Origin of the sequence: Streptomyces sp. NPDC005533, assembly GCF_042871845.1 — a bacterium.
Classification (GTDB): Bacteria; Actinomycetota; Actinomycetes; order Streptomycetales; family Streptomycetaceae; genus Streptomyces.
In genome coordinates this window covers 79,815-94,520 of record NZ_JBIAJH010000017.1, presented here as the reverse complement: position 1 = coordinate 94,520, position 14,706 = coordinate 79,815, and the positions used below count along the sequence as shown (strand labels likewise).

At 73.8% G+C, this 14,706-nt stretch carries 13 protein-coding genes; 3 read left to right on the top strand and 10 right to left on the bottom strand.

Annotated elements, in window-relative coordinates; all coding sequences use genetic code 11:
• Positions 1-129: 129 nt before the first annotated feature.
• A complete protein-coding gene (locus tag ACFYP3_RS19130; RefSeq protein ID WP_388833604.1) occupies positions 130-828 on the bottom strand; it encodes an HdeD family acid-resistance protein in 699 nt (232 codons plus the stop codon).
• 77 nt (positions 829-905) lie between these two features.
• On the opposite strand from ACFYP3_RS19130, the gene ACFYP3_RS19125 reads away from it, so the two are divergent.
• Positions 906-1,658, top strand: coding sequence for an enoyl-CoA hydratase/isomerase family protein (locus tag ACFYP3_RS19125; protein ID WP_388833601.1), 753 nt, complete (start codon positions 906-908; stop codon positions 1,656-1,658).
• A gap of 17 nt (positions 1,659-1,675) precedes the next feature.
• On the opposite strand, the gene ACFYP3_RS19120 is transcribed toward ACFYP3_RS19125, so the two are convergent.
• Both ACFYP3_RS19120 and ACFYP3_RS19115 read right to left on the bottom strand, forming a co-directional pair.
• Positions 1,676-2,305, bottom strand: a complete 630-nt coding sequence (locus ACFYP3_RS19120; RefSeq protein WP_388833599.1) for a DJ-1/PfpI family protein — start codon at positions 2,303-2,305, stop codon at positions 1,676-1,678.
• Positions 2,306-2,378: 73 nt separating this feature from the next.
• Entirely contained in the window at positions 2,379-3,347 is a 969-nt protein-coding gene (locus tag ACFYP3_RS19115; protein WP_388833596.1) for a GlxA family transcriptional regulator, read from the bottom strand.
• A 102-nt stretch (positions 3,348-3,449) separates the two neighbouring features.
• Here ACFYP3_RS19115 and ACFYP3_RS19110 point away from each other — a divergent pair, with 102 nt between their 5' ends.
• Positions 3,450-5,087, top strand: a complete 1,638-nt coding sequence (locus ACFYP3_RS19110; RefSeq protein ID WP_388833593.1) for an ABC-F family ATP-binding cassette domain-containing protein — start codon at positions 3,450-3,452, stop codon at positions 5,085-5,087.
• A gap of 46 nt (positions 5,088-5,133) precedes the next feature.
• Here the strand turns inward: ACFYP3_RS19110 and ACFYP3_RS19105 are convergent, their stop codons facing one another.
• From ACFYP3_RS19105 to ACFYP3_RS19075, 7 genes are all read right to left on the bottom strand, one after another.
• Entirely contained in the window at positions 5,134-5,925 is a 792-nt protein-coding gene (locus ACFYP3_RS19105; protein ID WP_388833590.1) for an SDR family NAD(P)-dependent oxidoreductase, read from the bottom strand.
• Between the two features lie 7 nt (positions 5,926-5,932).
• Positions 5,933-7,123: an MAB_1171c family putative transporter gene (locus tag ACFYP3_RS19100; protein ID WP_388833587.1), complete on the bottom strand. Its 1,191-nt coding sequence runs from the start codon at positions 7,121-7,123 to the stop codon at positions 5,933-5,935.
• Positions 7,113-7,613 (bottom strand): hypothetical protein, encoded by a 501-nt coding sequence (locus ACFYP3_RS19095; RefSeq protein ID WP_388833584.1) that lies wholly within the window; start codon positions 7,611-7,613, stop codon positions 7,113-7,115. The genes ACFYP3_RS19100 and ACFYP3_RS19095 overlap by 11 nt, the downstream gene beginning before the upstream one ends.
• Before the next feature lie 271 nt (positions 7,614-7,884).
• The gene (locus ACFYP3_RS19090) at positions 7,885-10,371 is read right to left on the bottom strand and encodes a Tex family protein (RefSeq protein ID WP_388833581.1); all 2,487 of its coding nucleotides are present in this window, start codon (positions 10,369-10,371) and stop codon (positions 7,885-7,887) included.
• Positions 10,372-10,455: 84 nt separating this feature from the next.
• Positions 10,456-11,319 (bottom strand): hypothetical protein, encoded by an 864-nt coding sequence (locus ACFYP3_RS19085; RefSeq protein ID WP_388833578.1) that lies wholly within the window; start codon positions 11,317-11,319, stop codon positions 10,456-10,458.
• Positions 11,320-11,379: 60 nt separating this feature from the next.
• The gene (locus ACFYP3_RS19080) at positions 11,380-12,585 is read right to left on the bottom strand and encodes a serine hydrolase domain-containing protein (RefSeq protein ID WP_388833575.1); all 1,206 of its coding nucleotides are present in this window, start codon (positions 12,583-12,585) and stop codon (positions 11,380-11,382) included.
• Positions 12,586-12,656: 71 nt separating this feature from the next.
• Positions 12,657-13,553 (bottom strand): alpha/beta hydrolase, encoded by an 897-nt coding sequence (locus ACFYP3_RS19075; protein ID WP_388833572.1) that lies wholly within the window; start codon positions 13,551-13,553, stop codon positions 12,657-12,659.
• Between the two features lie 108 nt (positions 13,554-13,661).
• On the opposite strand from ACFYP3_RS19075, the gene ACFYP3_RS19070 reads away from it, so the two are divergent.
• Positions 13,662-14,696: a PucR family transcriptional regulator gene (locus ACFYP3_RS19070; RefSeq protein WP_388833569.1), complete on the top strand. Its 1,035-nt coding sequence runs from the start codon at positions 13,662-13,664 to the stop codon at positions 14,694-14,696.
• Positions 14,697-14,706: the final 10 nt, after the last annotated feature.

Genomic DNA, 14,706 nt, shown 5'->3' with positions numbered 1-14,706 from the left:
TTCCGTCCCCCGTCTTCGCGCTCGATCGTCTCCACGCGTCAAGAGTGGGGAACGGGCTGGTCCGGACCCGACGGCTGACCAGAAGTCAGCATCATTCGGACACATTCTGACCGCTGGCGTATGACAGAGTCAGTTGTTCGACTGTTCCTGATCTTCTGCCGGACGCTTCACGTCCGCCTCACGGGCCCCGTCCGCCGGAGCCGCCTCCCCCGGCTCCTCGTCTTCCCTGACCAAGCCCAGGATGCGGCGGGCCCCCATGCCCAGGGCGATCAGGCTCAGGCCGTCGAACAGGAGGGCGAGGGAGAAGAAGGTTCCGATCACGTACAGACTGTTGCCGGGCCAATTGGAGAGGATCAGGACCCCCAGCAGGACCCCGAAGGCCCCCTGGACGAGCGCGAGCCCGAAGTGCGAACCGCGCACCACCAGCGCTCCGACCAGCCGGAACAGGCCGCCCGTCAGGAAGAGCAGCGCGGCGAGCATGGTCAGCGCCTCGGCGCTCGCCTCGGGCCGGCGCAGGATCACGAAGCCCGCCGCGAGGTTGATCGCGGCGACGACGACGGCGAGCCAGAAGTAGTTGCTCCTGCGCGACTGCACGGCCTGCAGCAGGCCCACCACCCCGCCGATCAGGAGCAGCCAGCCGAAGAGGAACATCGAGGTGAGCGTGGCGAGGCCGGTGTAGACGAGGCCGACCAGACCGGCCAGCACGAGGATCACCCCGAGCAGCGCCAGCAGCCCGAAACTGCGGTGGAGCTTCTTCTTCTCCTGCTGCGGCTCCCGGCCCGCGACCGGGCCCCCGGCCGCGGTACGGTCCGCGCGGTCTGTGCCCATGGACGCGCCACCTCCTCGCACCCCCCGGACGGACTCCCTTGATCATAGGTATGACCGCCCGGGATAGCATCCGGCGCATGGACGCAGACCTCGACGCCACCCTCCTGCACACGGTCGCCGACGGGGTCGCCACCGTCGTCGTCTCGCACCCCGCCAAGCGCAACGCGATGACCGCCGCCATGTGGCGGGCGCTCCCGGAGCTGCTGACGGACCTGGCGGGCGACCCCGCGGTCCGGGCGCTCGTCCTGACCGGCGCCGGACCGACCTTCTGCGCGGGCGCCGACATCTCCTCGCTGACCGGGGACGACGACCCGCGGGCCCTCGCCGTGACGGCGGAGGAGGCCCTGGCCGCCTTCCCGAAGCCGACGCTCGCGGCGATCCGCGGGTTCTGCGTGGGCGGCGGGAGCCAGCTGGCGGCGGCCTGCGATCTGCGCTTCGCGGAGGAGGGGGCGTCGTTCGGGGTGACCCCGGCGAAGCTGGGCATCGTCTACCCGGCCTCCTCCACCCGCAGGCTCGCCTCCCTGGTCGGCCCCTCCTGGGCCAAGTACCTCCTCTTCTCGGCGGAGTTGATCGGCGCGGACCAGGCGCTGCGCGCCGGGTTCCTGAACGAGCTGCTGCCGGCCGGGCAGCTGGACAAGCGCGTCCGCGAGTTCACCCGGATCCTGGCCTCGCGCTCGCAGCTGACGCAGGCGGCGGCCAAGGAGTTCGCGGACGGCCGGACGGACCGGGACGGGCACTGGGACGCCCGGGCGGCGGCGAGCGACGACGCCGCGGAGGGCGTCGCCGCGTTCCTGGAGCGCCGGGCGCCCCGCTTCACCTGGACCCCGTGAGGCGCTGACGCCCCGGCCTACCCGAGGGGGTTGCTCCCCCGCAGCCGGGCGACGAGCCCGGCGGGCGCCTTCTCCGGGGAACCGGCGTCGTAGGGCGGCTGGGGGTCGTACTCGGTCATCAGCTGGACGGTCTGGGCGACCTCGTCCCCGGCGATCCTGCCGAGCAGGGTGAGGCCCATGTCGATCCCGGAGGACACGCCGGCCGCGGTGACGTACTTCCCGTCGAAGACCACCCGCTCCCCGGTGGGCTCGGCCCCGAACTGCGGCAGCTGGTCGAGGTACAGCCAATGGCCGGCGGCCCGCCTCCCGTCGAGCAGGCCGGCCGCGGCGAGCAGCAGCGACCCGGTGCACACGGACGTGGTCCACGTACTGGTGGCGTCGACGGTCCGCAGCCACCGCGTGACGGCGGGGTTCTTCATCTCCACCTCCGGGTGCGGCCCGCCGGGCACGACCACGATGTCGGGCCGGGTGACCTCGTCGAGCGCCCGGTCGGCGACGAGCGCGAGCGAGCCGTTGTCCGTGCGCACGGGTCCGGGCCGCTCGGACACGAACACGACCTCGGAGCCCGGCAGCCGGCCGAGGGTGTCGAAGGGCCCGACGGCGTCGAGGGCGGTGAAGCGGTCGTAGAGCAGTACGGCGATCTGCATGGCTCCTCCGGAGCGGTCGATGCGTGTGGTGTTCTCCGGCCGTCGAATCGGGCCCGGCCGGACCCGGAACGACCTAGCCGGTCCGGGGGGCGCCGAAGCGGCGGCGGTACTCCGTCGGGGGCTGGCCGAGCGCCTTCACGAAGGCGCGGCGCAGTGCCTCCGGGGTGCCGTACCCGCAGGCGCGGGCGATCTGGGCGATGCCCGTGGAGCCCTCCTCCAGGAGACGCCGTGCGTGTTCCACCCGCACCCGCTCGACGTACCGCCCCGGGGTCACCCCCGTCTCCGTCCGGAAGGCCCGCGCGAAGTGGCGCGGCGAAAGGCGGGCCCGCGCGGCGAGCGCCTCGACACCGAGGTCTCCGTCCGGATGCTCGGTGACCCACTGCTGCACGTCCCGCAGCGGCTCCCGTCGTGCCGTCTGCGCCGCCAGCTGCGCGCTGAACTGCGCCTGGTTGCCGGGCCTGTGCAGGAAGACCACCAGGTGCCGGGCGATCGTCAGGGCGACGTCCTTCCCGTGGTCCTCCTCCACCAGCGCGAGGGCGAGGTCGATCCCGGCCGTGACCCCGGCCGAGGTGGCCACCGGGCCGTCCCGCACGTAGATGGGGTCGGATTCCACTTCCACGGCCGGGTAGTCGCGCGCCATCTGCTCGCAGACGTACCAGTGCGTCGTCGCCCGCCGCCCGTCCAGCAGCCCGGCCTCGGCCAGCAGCAGCCCGCCCGTGCACACGGACACCAGCCGCTCGGCGCCACCCCCGTGGGCGCGCAGCCAGTCGGTGAGCCGCGGCTCGAAGTCGCCCGTGTACCGGCCCCCGGGCACCAGCAGCGTGGTCCCGGCGCCGGGCCGGGCGCTCTCCAGGTCCGCGTCCGGCACCAGCGTCAGCCCGCTGCCGGTACGGACCGGCGCTCCTCCCGGCGACACCGTCTCGATCGTGTAGGCGGGCAGCCCCGGGAACCGGGCCACCGCGGCGAACACCTCCACCGGCCCGGTCACGTCCAGGCTCTGCACCCCGTCGTAGAGGACGACGAGCACGTTTCGCGTCGGCATGACCCCATGGTGTGACGCGGAGACCGAGGGCCGCAGTGACGTGCTTCCCACCTATACGGCCATCCGGGGGTCGGCCCTGCGCCCGGATAGGATCGGCACATCATGACTGCAACCCTCGTCGCCAAGAAGCTCACCGCCGCGCACGGTGGGCGCACGCTCTTCGCCGATCTCGACCTCGTCGTCGCCCCCGGTGACGTCATCGGCCTCGTCGGCGTGAACGGCGCCGGGAAGTCCACCCTGCTGCGCCTGCTCGCCGGGCTGGACACCCCCGAGACCGGGGAGCTGCGGCTCTCCCCGCCGACCGCCGCCGTCGGCCACCTCCCGCAGGAGCCGGAGCGCCGGCCCGCCGAGTCGGTCCGGGACTTCCTGGCGCGCCGTACGGGTGTGGCCGCCGCGCAGGCGGAGCTGGACGCGGCGACGCAGGGGCTGGTGGACGGGACGCCGGGCGCGGACGACGCGTACGCGACCGCGCTGGACCGGTGGCTGGACCTCGGCGGCGCCGATCTCGAGGAGCGGGCCGAGGAGGTCGCCGCCGAGCTCGGCCTCATGGTGGGACTGGACCTGCCCATGACGGCGCTCTCGGGCGGTCAGGCGGCGCGCGCGGGCCTCGCCTCGCTGCTGCTGTCCCGCTACGACGTCTTCCTCCTCGACGAGCCCACCAACGACCTGGACCTGGACGGCCTGGAGCGGCTGGAGCGGTTCGTGAAGGGGCTGCGCGCGGGCACGGTCGTCATCAGCCACGACCGCGAGTTCCTGACCCGGACCGTCACCAAGGTCCTCGAACTGGACCTGGCCCAGCAGCAGATCAACCTCTACGGCGGCGGCTACGACGCGTACCTGGAGGAGCGCGAGCGCGCCCGCGACCACGCCCGCGAGGAGTTCGAGGAGTACGCGGGCAAGAAGTCGGCCCTGGAGGGCCGCGCCCAGATGCAGCGCAACTGGATGGACAAGGGCGTGCGCAACGCCCGCCGCAAGGCGTCCGACAACGACAAGATCGGCAAGAACCTCCGCGGCGAGTCCAGCGAGAAGCAGGCCGCCAAGGCCCGCCAGACGCAGCGGGCGATCGAGCGGCTGGAGGTCGTGGACGAGCCCCGCAAGGAGTGGGAGCTGCGCATGGAGATCGCGGCGGCCCCGCGCTCCGGCTCGGTGGTGGCCACCCTGCGCGAAGCGGCCGTGAAGCGGGGCGACTTCGCCTTCGGCCCGGCCAGCCTGCAGATCGACTGGGCGGACCGGGTGGCGATCACCGGGGCCAACGGCGCCGGCAAGTCGACCCTCCTCGCGGTCCTGCTGGGCCGGCTGGCCCCGGACTCGGGCTCCGCCACCCTCGGCTCCGGCGTCCTGGTCGGCGAGGTGGACCAGGCCCGCGGCCTGTTCCTCGGCGACGAACCGCTGCTGGAGGCCTTCTGCGCGGCGGTCCCGGAGACCGAGCCGGCCGAAGTGCGCACCCTGCTGGCCAAGTTCGGGCTCAAGGCGGCGCACGTGCTGCGCCCGGCGGCCACCCTCTCCCCGGGCGAGCGCACCCGTGCCGCGCTGGCGCTGCTCCAGGGCCGCGGGGTGAACCTGCTGGTCCTGGACGAGCCCACCAACCACCTCGACCTGCCGGCGATCGAGCAGCTGGAGTCGGCCCTCGACGCCTACGAGGGCACCCTCCTGCTGGTCACCCACGACCGCCGCATGCTCGACGCGGTGCACGTGACCCGCCGCCTCCGGGTCGAGGACGGCAGGGTCACCGAGCTGTAGCCGCGTGGTCGCGCGGCCGTCCCCCCGGCGGGGTCATGCTGCGGCGTCATGCGGCCGGGTCGGCCGGGGGGCGGCGCCGGCGCGCCAGCTTCCGGGCCACGAAGGCGCGCGGGAGGTGCCGGACCGCCAGGGCGTACGCCTGGTAGCGGCGGCCGGTGATGCTGACCGGGCGGCGCAGGGCCAGGTCCTTCAGGGCCTGGGCCACCACGGCCTCCGGTTCCAGCCAGACCGCGTCGCGCAGCGCGCTGACGTCCATGCCGGCGCGTTCCTGGAACTCGGTGCGGGTGAAGCCGGGGACCACGGCCAGCACGCGGACCCCGTACGGCGCCATGTCCACCCGCAGGGACTCGCTGAACGCGGTGATCCAGGCCTTGGCGGCCCCGTACGTGCCGGTCGGCAGGAGCCCCGCCACCGAGGAGACGTTGAGGACCGCGCCCCGGCGGCGTTCGCGCAGGCCGGGCAGGACGGCGTGGGTGAGCCGCAGCGGGACCTTCACCAGCAGGTCGAGCATCCGCTCCTCGTCCTCGACCGGGCTGTGGGGGAAGGGGGCGGGCAGTCCGAAGCCGGCGTTGTTGACCAGCATGTCCACGGGCCGGGAGCGGTCGGCGAGCCGCTCGGCGACCGCCGCGCAGTCCCCCGCGTCCAGCAGGTCGGCGGGCAGCACCTCGCACTCGGTGCCGTACTCGCGGCCCAGTTGCGCGGCGACGGCTTCGAGCCGGTCCTTGTCGCGGGCGACGAGCACCAGGTCGCAGCCCTTGGCCGCGAAGCCGCGGGCGAAGGCCGCGCCCAGTCCGGCGCTGGCCCCGGTGATCAGTACGGTGGTTCCTGCGGTGGTCACGACGGGTTCACTTCCTTGTGCTGACGGGCGTGGTGCCGGCGGGCGAGGCGTAGGCCCGGGCCACGTCGACGAGGAACCGGGCCTCGTCCGCCAGGTCCCCGCCCTCCTGCGAGGTGTGGATCGAGGCGGGCAGCTCCAGCGCGGCGGCCTCGCCCGGCTGTCCGGGCAGTCCGTCGAGCTTCGCCTGCCGCGCCTCCTTCAGTACGCGGGCCAGCGCGGCCGCGGCGGTCCGCTGCTCGGGAACGCCCTGGCCGGCGGCCTGGCCGCGGGCCCGCTCCAGCGCGCCCGGGGCCACGTGCTCCCCCAGGATCAGGATCGCGTCGCGCGTCTCGATCACCTTGCGGTACACGAGCAGGTTGCGCGGGACCGGCGGCCACAGCAGCTCCACCACCCGGCCGGCGCGCGGCTTGTTCAGGGCCACGTGCGGGACGGCTTCGACCAGGTCGCGCCAGAGCGGCCACAGCCGCCAGGCGGTGGCGGTGTCGGCGGCGGTGCGGCGGAGGGTGAACAGGGTGGGCACGAGGATCGCGGCGGCGCGCAGCAGACCGTGCAGGTTCATCAGCAGGGGCAGGGCGGGCATCGCCCAGGTGCTGCCGAACAGGGCCTTGAGCAGGTAGGCCAGCCAGAACAGTCCGGCGAGCGCGGTGCCGAGGCCGAACAGGCGCAGGCCGGCGGCAAGGCCCCGGCTTTCGGTGCGCCGGCTGTAGCGCCAGCACAGGGCCACGCAGACGGTGTTGGCGATGACGTGCGCGGCGATCAGGACCAGCCAGTACGCGAGGGAGGGCACCGGGTCGCCGACCGGCGGCATGGTGTGCGTGCCGTGGCCGGGGGCTGCCGCGTCCAGGGCCAGGAGGGCGCCGAGCCATGCCAGCGTGGCGATCCAGGAGCCGAGTTGGAGCCGGCGGCCGCGGGTGGCGGCGGCGACGAAGTAGAGCACGGCGCCCGCCGACAGTACGCCGATGAGGTTGCGGACGAGCCCGATGGTGTGGGCGTAGCCGGCGCCGCGGTTCATCGCGTAGGTGACGACGTCCGGAAGGTTCAGGGTCATCGCGGCGGCGGCGGTGGCGACGGCCAGCCACAGGCCGCGCTGCTGGGGGGAGCGCAGGGCGCCGGGGGCGCGCAGCAGGACGGCGGCCCACAGGCACACCACGCTGGGGACGGCGAGCCAGTCGCCGAAGGCGGTGAGGTCAGCTGCCATCGTTGCCCCGCTCGTAGCCCATGGCCGACTCCAGCCGGGCCAGGGTGCCGCGGTCCCGGCCGGCCGGGCGCGGGCCGGCGTTCGCCGTGCGGATGCGGATCATGCTGGCGAGCATCTCCGCCTCCTGCTCCTGGCGGGTGGTGTAGTTGGTGCGCCCGAGCACGGTGGGGGCCTCGCCGTCGGTCTCCTCGCCCTCCAGCGAGTTGTGCCCGAAGAGGATGTGGCCGAGCTCGTGGAGGACGATGTGCTCCCGGTGCAGCGGGGTGGTCTGCGCCTCGTAGAAGACGTAGTCGACGCTGTCCGTGCCCACCCACAGACCGCAGACCCCGGACTCCGCCGCCTCCTTCGGGAGCGGGTGGAGGCGGATGGGGCGGCCCCGCTGCTCGGCTATCCGGCTGCACAGCACGTCGAGGGAGAAGGGGTGGGTCAGATCCAGATGGCCGAGAATGTTCTCGCACCTTTTGCGAAGGCTGAGTTGCCGGTGGGGCATGTGATCCCTCTTCGGACCCTTTCCGGGGCAGCGTCGGTAGGCGTGTATGGGCATGGGCATGACGTCCTGTGCCTTCAAGGCGGCCTCGGGGAATGCGGTCCTGAGGGGGAAACACGGAAGCCCGTCCGCCGGATGACGAACGGGCGTTCCACCATGCCTACAGATCTTGTACGCGAGTTGGCAAGACAAGTCCCCAGGTGGGGAACCTATTCGGCCATCGCGTAGGGGGACCCCGACGCGCCGGGTGGCCACAAGCCGCCCTTGACGGTGCCTACCGCTTGCGGCGCTCCTCGGGGGCCGTCAGACCCGCGCGGCGCAGCGCGTCCGCCATCGCGCTGTTCGCGGGGGCGGGGGCACCGCCGCCGCCCTGGCGCCGGCCCTGACCGCCCTGGACCTGGCCGCCCTGGCCCTGGCCTCCTTGACCCTGGCGCTGGCCCTGGCCGCGCTCGCCCTGGCCACGGCCGCCCTCCCGGGCGCCGCCGCCTCCGCCCCGCTGCTGCGGGGGACGGCCGCCGCCGGAGCCGCCGCCCCGCCGGTCCTCGCGCTGTCGCGGGGCGCCCGCGCCGCGCTCGGCCCCGGCCTCGTCCTCCAGGCGCAGGGTGAGCGAGATCCGCTTGCGCGGGATGTCCACGTCCAGGACCTTCACGCGGACGATGTCGCCCGGCTTGACCACGTCCCGCGGGTCCTTGACGAAGTTCTTCGACAGCGCCGAGACGTGGGCCAGGCCGTCCTGGTGGACGCCGATGTCGATGAAGGCACCGAAGGCGGCCACGTTGGTGACGACTCCCTCCAGGATCATCCCGGGGGCCAGGTCGCCGATCTTCTCCACACCCTCCTTGAAGGTGGCCGTCTTGAAGGCGGGGCGCGGGTCGCGGCCCGGCTTCTCCAGCTCGCGCAGGATGTCGGTGACCGTGGGCAGGCCGAAGGCCTCGGTGACGAACTGCTCGGGGCGCAGGGAGCGCAGCACGGAGGTGTTGCCGATCAGGGCCGCCACCTCGCCGCCCGCCGTCTTGCCCATGGCCCGCACGACCGGGTAGGCCTCGGGGTGCACGGCCGAGCCGTCGAGCGGGTCGTCCCCGCCGCGGATCCGCAGGAAGCCCGCGCACTGCTCGTACGCCTTCGGGCCGAGGCGGGCCACGTCCTTGAGCCCCTTGCGGCTGCGGAAGGGGCCGTTCGCGTCGCGGTGGGCCACGATGTTCTCGGCGAGGCCGCCGCTGATGCCCGACACGCGCGAAAGCAGGGGCGCGGAGGCCGTGTTGACGTCCACGCCGACGCCGTTCACGCAGTCCTCGACGACCGCGTCGAGCGAGCGCGAGAGCTTCACCTCGGACAGGTCGTGCTGGTACTGGCCGACGCCGATCGACTTCGGGTCGATCTTCACCAGCTCGGCGAGCGGGTCCTGGAGGCGGCGGGCGATGGAGACGGCGCCGCGCAGCGACACGTCCATGCCGGGAAGTTCCTGGGAGGCGAAGGCCGAGGCCGAGTACACGGAGGCGCCCGCCTCCGAGACCATCACCTTCGTGAGCCCCAGTTCCGGGTGGCGCGCGATGAGGTCCCCGGCGAGCTTGTCGGTCTCGCGGGAGGCGGTGCCGTTGCCGATGGCGACCAGCTCGACCGCGTGCTCCTTCGCGAGGCGGGCCAGCTTGGCGAGGGACTCGTCCCACCTGTTGGCGGGCACGTGCGGGTGGATCACGTCCGTGGCCACGACCTTGCCGGTGGCGTCCACGACGGCGACCTTCACGCCGGTACGGAAGCCCGGGTCCAGCCCGAGCGTGGCCCGGGTGCCGGCGGGCGCCGCGAGCAGCAGGTCGCGCAGGTTGGCCGCGAAGACCCGTACGGCCTCGTCCTCGGCCGCCTGGCGCAGCCGCATCCGCAGGTCGATGCCGAGGTGCACCTGGATCTTCGTACGCCAGGCCCAGCGGACCGTGTCGCCCAGCCACTTGTCGCCCGGCCGGCCGCGGTCCGCGACCCCGAAGCGGCGGGCGATCATGCCCTCGTACGTGGACGGGCCGGCGGTCGCCGCGTCTTCGGGGGCCTCGGGCTCCAGAGTGAGGTCGAGGACGTCCTCCTTCTCGCCGCGCAGCATGGCGAGGACGCGGTGCGAGGGCAGTGCGGTGAACGGCTCGGCGAAGTCGAAGTAGTCGGCGAACTTGGCGCCCGCCTCCTCCTTGCCCTCGCGGACCTTCGCGGCGAGCCGGCCACGGCCCCACATGCGCTCGCGCAGTTCGCCGATCAGGTCGGCGTCCTCGCCGAACCGCTCGGTGAGGATGGCGCGGGCGCCTTCGAGGGCGGCTGCCGGGTCGGCGACGCCCCGCTCGGCGTCGACGAACGCGGCAGCCGCGGCGGCCGGTTCCACGGACGGGTCGGCCAGCAGGCCGTCCGCCAGCGGCTCCAGGCCGGCCTCGCGGGCGATCTGTGCCTTGGTGCGCCGCTTCGGCTTGAAGGGGAGGTAGATGTCCTCCAGCCGGGCCTTGGTGTCGGCCGCGTTGATCCGGGCCTCCAGCTCGGCGTCGAGCTTGCCCTGCTCCCGTACGGAGTCGAGGATCGCCGCGCGCCGGTCCTCCAGCTCGCGCAGATACCGCAGCCGCTCCTCGAGGGTGCGCAGCTGGGCGTCGTCGAGCATCTCCGTCGCTTCCTTGCGGTAGCGCGCGATGAACGGCACGGTGGAGCCGCCGTCGAGCAGCTCGACGGCGGCCTTGACCTGCCGCTCCCGTACGCCGAGCTCCTCGGCGATCCTGCCTTCGATGGACATCGTCACGATCGGGTCCCGCCTGCCTTCGTTTGCACTGGAAGGCTGCCAATTGTGGCAGGTGGCGGTGACGGACGGCGGGAGCCCTGTCCGTCAGCCCCTGCCCATGAGGTCCGCGGGGAAGGCCCCGGCGGTCACGGCCTTGATCACGAGGGCGCCGCCGAGCTCGGTCAGGCGGGCCACGCCGTCCGCGCCGAGGTGCTCGTACGGGGCGGCGTCGAGGCGGTCGGTGTCGTCCTCCAGCCGCTCGCGCAGCGCGACGCCCTGCTCGGTCAGCTCGCCGGCGGCGTCGAGCACGCCGCGTTCGCGCAGCCGGTCGGCCGCGGCGTCCAGGTCCTCCTGCCCCCAGCCGCGCATGCCCTTGAGCCACTTCGGGGTCATGCCCTTGCCGGTGGCGGTGTGGCTGACCAGTGCCTCGACCGGGTCCAGGCCCGCCAGGAGCAGGGCGGCGAGGTGGCCGTCGCCGCGGTGCTCGCGCAGCAGGGTGGTGGCGTGCCACAGCCGCAGGTGCGGCTCCCGCGGTACGGGGAGGTCGGCGTGGGCGGCGTAGAGGGTGCGGGCGTGCCGGGTGCAGCGCTCGGTGGCGCGCATCGCCAGGTCTGCGGCCTCGGCGAGTTCGGGCGAGGCGATTGTGTCGGCGCCGAGGAGCCGGCGCAGGGAGCCGTCGGCGGCCCGCAGCCGGGCGGCGAGGGCCTCCTCGGGGGTGGTGGTCTCCCAGACGGCGGGCAGGTGCCGGGCGACCAGGTCGTGGCGGTAGTTGTAGAAGGTGGCGGTGACCGCGCCCGCCCCGACGGCGCCCATCGCGGCCGACCGGTGGGCGAGGTTGACGGCCACCGGGTCGGTGACGCCGAGGACGGCGAACTCCTTGGCGATCTCCGGCGAGAAGTACACGGTGGCGTGCAGCGGGTTGATAGCGGCGTGCCAACAGCGACGGGCGGCGAGCAAGGGAGAGGTCATGCGCCGCACGCTACCGACTGTTCGGTACGCCGGGTAGGGCGCCGACCCGTGGTGCGCGTCTCACCCCGTGGACACCTCCCCCGCACCTCCGGCAGGCCCGGCTCCGGCACCGGCGTCACCGCACATCGCCCGCCGGGAGAAGGCCTTCAGCGCGTCGTCGACGGGGTGGTGCCGCGGCTCGCCCGAGGAGTCCGGCCCGTTCCACCTCTGGAGGTTGACCGCGACGGACATCCGGCGCCTGCCGTCGTCCCGGGTCAGGGAGATCGTTCCGGCACCCCACACCGTGCCGTCGTGCCCCCAGAAGGTTCCGCACCCCTCGGTGGCGACCTTGTGCAGACCGAGGCCGTATTCGATCGTCGATCCGTCCAGGGCGACGACCGCGACCGTGCGCTGCATCTGGGCCAACGAGGACCGGCTGACGATCTTCCCGGCGAGCAGCTCGCCGTAGAAGAGGTTGAGATCGTCCATGGTCGACACGAGGGCCGCCCCCGTCCCCGTCCAGGACATGTCGTAGACGCTGTAGTCGCGCGGCGGGTCGAGCAGGCCCCACAGGGCCTCGTACATCCGCGAGTGCGGTCCCTCGATGCGCGGCCCGGTCGGGAACCCGGTGTGCCGGAGTCCGGCACGCTCGATGACGTTCCGGGCGATGTACTCCTCGGCCGGGACGCCCGTCACCTGCTCCAGGAGCTCGCCGAGGAGCAGGTAGTTGGTGTTGGAGTACGCCCCCGGAGTGGCTCCGGGCTCGCTCGCGGCGGGCGCGTCGACCCCCATCCCGATCAGCTCGGCCGGGCGGAACCGCCTGAACCGGTTGTCGTCGAGGCTCTTGGGTGACATCTCCTGCAGGGAGGGGAACGCGTAGCGGATGTAGTCGGGAAGGCCACTGGTGTGGTTCAGGAGCATCCGGACCGTGATCTTCCTGCCGCGTTCCCCCGGTACGAGTTGCGGCAGGTGGTCGCCGATCGGCGCGTCGAGCCGGATCCGGCCCTGCTCGACCTGCTGCATGATCGCGGCGGCGGTGAAGGTCTTGGTGATGCTGCCGACGCGCTGCCTCATGTCGGGCCTGACGGGACGGCCGGTGCCGATGTCGGCGACTCCGGAGGCCCCGCGCCATGTCCGGCCGGCATCGCGCACCTCGGCGAACACCCCCGGGACGCCCGCGCGGTGGACACCGTCCAGCGCGGACTGCAGCTGCGCGGGACCGGAAGCGGTCGGCGGGCTCGCGGGAGCCGCCGACGCCGTGCCCGCAAAGAGGCTCAGTGCGGCCACGCTCGCGCATACCACCAGTCGGATCTTCAACACGTCCGTCCTTTCGTCATCGGTGAGTTGGTGTCCGCGGCTCATGCGGCGAGGGCGCGCCGCAGCGCCGCGGCGAGCTCGGCGTTCTGCCGCTGCGAGACCTCGGCGGACAGGATCGCCTGGGAGCCGTGGAAGGTGCCGGGCCACTGGTGCAGTTCCACGGACACCCCCGCCTGCAGGAGGCGCCGCGCGTAGTCGATGTCCTCGTCGCGGTTCGGGTCGAACTCCGCGGCGGCGATGTAGGCGGGTGGCAGCCCGGACAGGTCGGCGGCCCGTGCCGGGGCGGCGTACGGGGTGGCGGGCCGGGAGCCCAGGTAGTGCCGCCAGGCCGCCGCCATCTGGTCGTGGTTGAACCAGGGCGTGTCGGTGAAGTTCCGCGCCGACCAGGTGGCCTGGCGGTCGTCCAGTCCCGGCTGGTTGAGCAGTTGGAAGCGGATCGCGGGCCCCTGCTCGTCACGTGCCCGCAGCGCAGTCGCGGCGGCGAGGTTCGCGCCGGCGCTGTGTCCGCCGACCGCGATCCGCGCCGGGTCGATGCCGAGTTCGTCCGCGTGGCCGGCCGTCCAGTCCAGTACGGCGTAGGCGTCGTCCAGGGCTGCGGGGAACGGGTGCTCGGGTGCCAGGCGGTAGCCCACCGAGATCACCACCGCCCCGGAGAGGTCCGCGATCCGGGCGGCCCAGGGGTGCTCGGTGTCGAGGTCGCCGAAGACCCCGCCGCCGCCGTGCATCCAGACGACGGCTCCTTGCGCCCGGTGCGGGCGGTAGATCCGCACCGGCACGTCCGGGTCGGCGGGCACCGTGCGGTCTTCGACGTCCATGTTCGTGGTGTCCGGCGCCGGCGCCGCCGCGGCACGCGCCGCGAAGTCCTTGCGGGCGGTGACCGGGTCGCTCAGGTCCAGCCGGGCGAGCAGCGGGATGAAGACTTCGAGTTCGGGATCCATGGCGCCCATCCTCACGGCCCTCGCCCGGGCGGGTCGTCCGCCGTCCGTCGCGCATCGCGCCCCGTTCGTGCGCCGACCGGCGCACCGGACGGTGCCTATCCTTGCGCCATGGAGGCACTGGCCGTACGGCTGTCGGGACTCGATTCGTACGCCGAGGGTGCGATCCGCGTCGTCGCGTTCTACGACACGTTGATGCGCCGGCGGGTGGACCTCCCGGCGCTCGCCCGGGCCTCGGCGGGCCTGGCCGAATGCGTGGCGGGCCTGCGGCTCCACGGAACGGGACGGGTGGTCCGGGTCTCGCCCGACGGCGGACGGGTGTCGACCCCACCGCCCGCGGCTTCCTCCACGGCGCCGATCACCCTGGACGAGGAGGAGGTCGGCGCGGTGTGGCTGGAGCGCCCCGGCCCGCCGAACCCTCTCGACGACGTACTCCTGGACCGGCTGGCCCTCGCCGCAGCGGCCGTCGTCGAACGGTACGGACCCGCCCCCACCACCATGGCCGACCCCGCGCTCGTCGAACTGGCGATCAGCTCCGACGGCGACGAGGCGGCCCGGGCCCGGGCGTTGCGACTGCTGGGGTTCGCCGCCGGCCTGCCGGTCCGCGCCGTCGCCGTGCGGTCGCCGCTGCCGCTCGACCGGCTGGGCGCCCTGGTGTGCCCGGCCCGCCCGGTGAAGGCGGCATCGGTCGCCGACGTGGGCGTCATCCTGGCCACGGCCGTCGACACGGCCGGGTTCCCGGCGGACGTCCGCGCGGGCATCGGCGCCGCGGGCAGCCCCGATCGCTCCTGGCGGCAGGCCCGCACCGCCCTGCGCTTCACCACCGCGCGCGAACCCGTCGTCCGCCACGAGGACCTGGGCGCGCTGGCCCTGCTGGCCGACGTACCCCGGGCCGCGGCGCGCGCGAACACCGACGTGGCCGCGGTCGCCCGCGTGGCCGCCCACCCGGAGGACCTGGCGACGCTCGACGCCTACTGCGCCACCGGCTCCCTGCGCCGGGCCGCCGACCTCCTCCACCTGCACCACAGCAGCGTCGCCCGCCGGATCGACCAGATCGGGAAGACCCTCGGCATCGACCTCACCGGGCCCACGGGCCTGCAGCGGGCCGCCTTGGCCCTCATCGCTTGGCGCCTCCTCGACGACTGAGCCGCCGGCC